The organism is Maribacter sp., from assembly GCF_049667165.1.
Taxonomy (GTDB): Bacteria; Bacteroidota; Bacteroidia; order Flavobacteriales; family Flavobacteriaceae; genus Maribacter_A.
This window is the reverse complement of the sequence record NZ_JBATHS010000150.1, coordinates 1-5,526: the sequence shown is the minus strand read 5'-3', so window position 1 is coordinate 5,526 and position 5,526 is coordinate 1. Positions and strand designations below refer to the sequence as shown.

Here is a 5,526-nt window from a genome sequence, read left to right as displayed (position 1 = left end):
GACCTTAGCGTGCGTATTGAGGTCGTAAGGGCAATGAGTGAACTTCGGAAAGAAAAACCGAACCTTAAATTCAATCGTTTTAAGGTGGTCTCAAGAATATATGATGAGTGTAAACTGTACCATCATACGATGTCGTCAATGCACACCCAAATCATCGTTTCGTACCGCAACCGTAAAAAATCAGGGCAGGAGGTGAAGCCCGAAGAACGAGAGGCACGCGCTACATTGCTGGATCTTTTGGAACGACGTTTGGATACCGGTTTGGAGAGGATTTTCAAATTATTGGGATTGAAATTCCCGCAAAGCGATGTGCAGATTGCCTATGAAGGTCTATTAAGTCCCAAAGAGGAGGCAAGGGCCAATGCCTTGGATTTTCTGGACAACCTACTCACAGGAAACTTAAAACAGAAATTACTTCCGATCATTGAAGAAGCCACTATGGATGTTTCATCCGAGGAAGCCATCCAACGGATCAAACATAACGTTCCATCAGAATTGGAATGTTTTCAGCAACTATTGGAAATACCCGATGTAAAGCTGAATCTTGCCGTACTCTTTCTCATTGGAAAACAAAGGGACCAAAAATATATGGCCTTATTAACACCTTTGGCCCAAAGTGAAGACGCAAAAATCAAAACCTTTGCAGAAAATGCATTACGGGAAATGGGCACTGCCCCTAGCCTTTCTTGATGATCTTATCTATTGACGAGGCCAGATACAAATGATCCGAGGCCGAATTTTTTCGCAACACATTCGTCATCAACACCACCATGTAGGTACAATTATCCGGATGCTCTACAATAATGACCGAGTTCATGAAATTCGTCACATTGCCCATATATTTGCCACAGGCTTCCCCCTTACTCCTATCGCATTTATAAAGACTGCCTGATTTAAAATAGACCGCGGCCTCCTTCAATACAGGGCTTTGCGCATAGCGAATGCGTCTATCGGTCATGTACATCAAACGTTTCATTTCAAGACTTGAGGCTTCGTCGATGATATTGCCTTGTTCCAACTGTACCAAAAACTTCATCAACCCTTGGGGTGTACCAATGCTACCACCCTTGTCCCCCACATAGGTGTTCGCCCCTTTCGTGAAAAAACTTCCCAAACGCCATTCGTCATGGGTTATACCCAATTGCCGAAGCGGAAGGTTGACCACATCGTTGCTCAAATCGGTTAACTCTTTTCTAGGTGTTTCCTTAAAATAGGCCATTGCCTGTTCTTCGGTCAATTCGGGATAAGCCTCGCCAAATGCCGCCATCAACAATGCCTCACGCCAAACTATGCTTGCCGCCCCATTATTACTTACGGATAGCATGTGGTCCGCCCACTCGAATAAGGTAAAGACGTCACTGGCAATCACTTGCCGTTTCACCAAGGTCTTCTTTTCGATGTTGTAAATGGGAATGGTATGCTCATCGGTAAGCCCCCAAACCCCAGCCTTGACCGATTTGTTGCGTAAGAGTTCAAGACGTTGTTCAAAAGAGTCAGGATAAATCTTTGCCAATTGATCGAACAATGCAGTCAGTACAGCCAATTTACCAACACTGCCCGGTTGATACCCCAATAACTCATTGCGTTGGGCATACCGGGTATTGTAAGGGTCGGAAATATCCAATATCGTAAGGGAATAACTGCGATCCAACCCCCTGAAAAGACCACTGATGTCTTTTTGAAATGCCTCATCGACCGTAAAAAAACTGCCTGTGCTATCTTGCTTACGCCCTACGAGGTTCAGCTCGATTTCATCCCAATTTTTCATAGCACCTATCGGAAGTGTAGCGGCATCCTTGAGTTCACCGCTTTTTATGAGTTCCAATCGTTTCAGGCGTTTGATGCCCGTGCGTTCGTATCCATCGATAGGGTAATACATGACAAATCCCATCAATGACAGGCCTAAAAGTATCAGTATAATTCGCTTCATGCTATATTTTTTCGGACAATGCTATTTTCTTGTCCAGATTTATTTTCGGTGTTATGGATTCCAGATAATCAGAACTCAAGGCTTTCTTATTTTCCACAAAGGGCCGAATCTGAAAGAGCCATAGTTTATCATTCTGAAAACCCAGTTCAACATCATATGCCCCCTTGTAATCCGACTTGGTTTCCTTGGGAATACGTATGCGAATGGTCTTGGCCAAATCCAAAATTTCGGCTATGTTCTTTTCCTTGAGTACCCGTTCTTGAAAGGTAGCTGTTTGTTTTTCAGTACCCCCTGTTTTTGGAAGCCTGTTGTATTCATTCTCACGGGCTGGAGCCAACAGACTATAACTGCCATTTTCACGCACTAGGTACGATTCCGCGGCCTGCCCATCGACTGCGCCCCCAGCGCCTCGACTAAACGCAATGGTCAAGTCTGTTTCATTGCCCGAACTGATATCTTTGGTTATCAGGACCCCTGAATAATCAACATCTACACTAGGGATTACCAAAATAGAGGGAAATACGTTCTCAGGATTCAATAAATATTTCTGCCGCCATTTAAAGCTGCGTTCGGTATAGGGCGAGGCCCAAACGGCTTTGATGCCATCAATGATCTTATCACGCGCTACGGCATTAAAAATGGTAAGGTTGAGCCCCGCTCCCGTAAAATCCTTAAGGTCTTCCATGTTCGTGTCACTGCGCAGAAAAACCGGGATTTCTCCTAATTTGTTGCCTAGCACACTGGTAAATCCTTTTTCCAAATCATCGATAAAAGCCTTTTTCAAAGGCATTTGTTTGATGGCATCCCTCAAGATTTCCAATTGTCTTAATTGGTAATTTTCCACTTCTTTTTCATCCACCCCTTGTGTATGCATGTTGTTGGCTTCTTTGAACATATCGTTTAAAAAAGTCCAATACGAAACTGTTTGGCCGGGCATTTCCTGATCCATATGTGAACGGAAAATCCCAAAGGGGATTACCAGACCTTCGACGACATTATCTGGGAACATTTTTTTCAATTGTCCCAAATTCGCCGCTTTTGGTCCACAAAGTTTTCCAGAATCACCGGCATCTACCGAGCGCATATTAAGCACCCTGGTTTCATCCAATCGAATCTGCCCTACCGGCACTTCGATTCGTTCTTCCTTACGTTCTTTTTTGGCAAATAAACCGCGTTCTATAGCGGTCATTTGTGCCTCAGGTTTTAAAATAACATTACCGTTATTGGAGACCGCATAGAAAACCCTTTGGCCTTCCAGTTTTTTCAATTCCTGCAAATTCTGGTCAGAAATTGCGGCATTCGGTATACCGAGGTTACGGGCCAACAATTGCACGTGTGAGACCATATTGCCCTCTGCGACCGTGGCAATACCGGCAACGGGTTTTAAATCGGAGGGTGGCCGCTGAAAGACATAAATCTTATCGGAAGCGACCTCAACATCATCGGGAGTTCCGGCAATGACCACCAACTCACCAAAAGCATATCCCGGATTCAACCCGCGAACCGAACTCTGATTACTCAAGCCTACGACCTTATTGGTCAATGACGATTCTTTGGCTATAAAATCGCCCAATTCCCCTACGGCCTGACCTAGATGCAAGGCCACGGATCCCCGAATCTTATCATCTATAAAACCCGCCGCCAAGGGTTCAAAACCAATAAATTCATTAAGGACATCCTCATAGTTGGCCTTGACCATGCTGGCACTCCATTCTACTTCTGCTCGGGCACGCTTCAATACATGGGTCAATTCGCCCAAGGTCATTTCTTTGGTTTCATAGGCAGCCAAACTCGAAGCAAGTTGGTCCCATTCCCATAATTCTATATATCCCGAACCGGCGGTCGCCATCCCCAGATGACAAATTTTTTCCAAAAGTTCGTTAAGGGTCGTGGTTTCCCATTCCGGGGCATTCTTAAAAACGATTTCCTCCAATTTTAGGGAAACATCGAGCAACTGCAAACGCGCTTGGGTATTTTTGGTTTCCAATAGACTTTTGCGTACCTCGAACAACAATTCCGACGCCTCTTTTATCAATAGCGCCTTGTTAGTCATTAAACTTGAATTGGATGCGAAGTTATTTAACGTCTCGCCAATTTTGGAACCTTTGGCCAAAGGCGCCAATGTTGCAAGAGAGACCATATCCACAGGCTTATGAAAATCGCGCATTGTTTTTAACAGACCATCCAATTTTGATTTTAGATCGGCTGTCAATTTAGACGCATTGCCTTTATTGAAATCCTCCACTTTTTTGATATCCCCGACTTCTGGCAGGCTATGTATTTTTACCCGTAAATCCATAAAAGGCAGGTACACATCTGAAATCACCTTTGACTGGCTGCGCATCAGTTGTGCCAGATTATCATCGTTGTTATGGGGCACATCTTTTAATGATTGCCGTATTAAAAAATAGTTCCTGGAAATTGCATCATCATCTTCAAGCAGCCAACGATAAAATTCAATGCCCCATGCCTGCTCGTCTTCCGCTTGAATAGATCCCCGGTAATACTGTCCCTTTTGAAGGACCCAACCATCATCGATTCCTTTTAAATATTTTTCGATTTGATATTGTTTGAGTCGCGAATTGTCATTTTCGGCATCCCAAAAGGCCTTCTTGTCGGTATAGGCCAGAATTTGCCCTAAAAACACATGATTGGTCTTGCCCAAGGCTTCTACGGCATCCTTATAACGGGCATGCTGTACCCCTGGGCCAATATTATCCGGACAAGGGTCTTTGGGGGCACGAATACTACCATCGGTGCAGAACCACCGTATATCCTTGTAGGGTCCACGAACATCTTCCTTTATGGAAGTAATTAGTTTGGTAATTTCATCTTTTTCCTTTTTCTGACTCCAAACCACGATCGACACCAATACGCAGAAAATAAAGACAACATTCCGATTCTTCATAAAGTAGCATAATTATGGCACAAATATAATTCTATGCTGTCAATACTGTACATCGAATTTCGGAAAGTTAATGAAGCCACCAGAATACGTTGCCCCAATCGGTGGGAACCAATCCGTAATACACTTAAAAATAATCAAGCAGTGCCACTACGCCATTGTATGGAATGACACTTGAAAAAATGAATGTTGCCAACACCTATGGATTTATCCATACATTCGTTCTTTACACGTTCAAGACACGTTACATTAATTGATTGTTAGAAGTAGCGGATTTTTCAAACATTCCGAAAATTTATTGAGATATGCTTCCCACTCTTTCTTCGACTTGAATTGTCCACTTTTTTTCCATCCAAAACCCGCATAGTACGCCACTTTGGATTCGGTATTCAACTGAATATGGGCGAACAGGTTGCTTTCATCCTTTCTATCGGTTAGATAATGTTCATAGCCTACCATTGTGTTTTCAGGCACAACAATACCCAGACCGAGTTCGGAGTCTTCATGGGGTTCCCAATAACTGAGCCAACCGTTTTTTTCGTTTATTCCGATTTCCCCTTTATTTTCGTGTAGGGTAAGGCCTGCGGAAATCGTATCGGTTCCTTTAAGTATAATCTCAAATCTGGAGAGGTTGCTGCCATAGTCCAAGGAAATCATTTTTTCTTCGGATATTTTGGTTCCTGCGGCATCC

The 5,526-nt window shown here is 43.6% G+C and carries 3 protein-coding genes and 1 pseudogene; 1 reads left to right on the top strand and 3 read right to left on the bottom strand.

Annotated features, from left to right (window positions below):
• Nucleotides 1–690, top strand: a pseudogene (locus WBM98_RS07745) (hypothetical protein); the annotation flags it as partial.
• Here WBM98_RS07745 and WBM98_RS07740 read toward each other — a convergent pair.
• The 3 genes from WBM98_RS07740 to WBM98_RS07730 form a co-directional block, all read right to left on the bottom strand.
• Complete coding sequence (locus tag WBM98_RS07740) at nt 677–1,930, bottom strand: serine hydrolase (protein WP_424365450.1); 1,254 nt, start codon at nt 1,928–1,930, stop codon at nt 677–679. The pseudogene WBM98_RS07745 and the gene WBM98_RS07740 sit on opposite strands and share 14 nt — an antisense overlap.
• A gap of 1 nt (nt 1,931) precedes the next feature.
• Entirely contained in the window at nt 1,932–4,838 is a 2,907-nt protein-coding gene (locus WBM98_RS07735; RefSeq protein ID WP_424365449.1) for a PEP/pyruvate-binding domain-containing protein, read from the bottom strand.
• 246 nt (nt 4,839–5,084) lie between these two features.
• A partial coding sequence (locus WBM98_RS07730) for a DUF4861 family protein (protein WP_424365448.1) occupies nt 5,085–5,526 on the bottom strand: 442 nt, incomplete at its 5' end.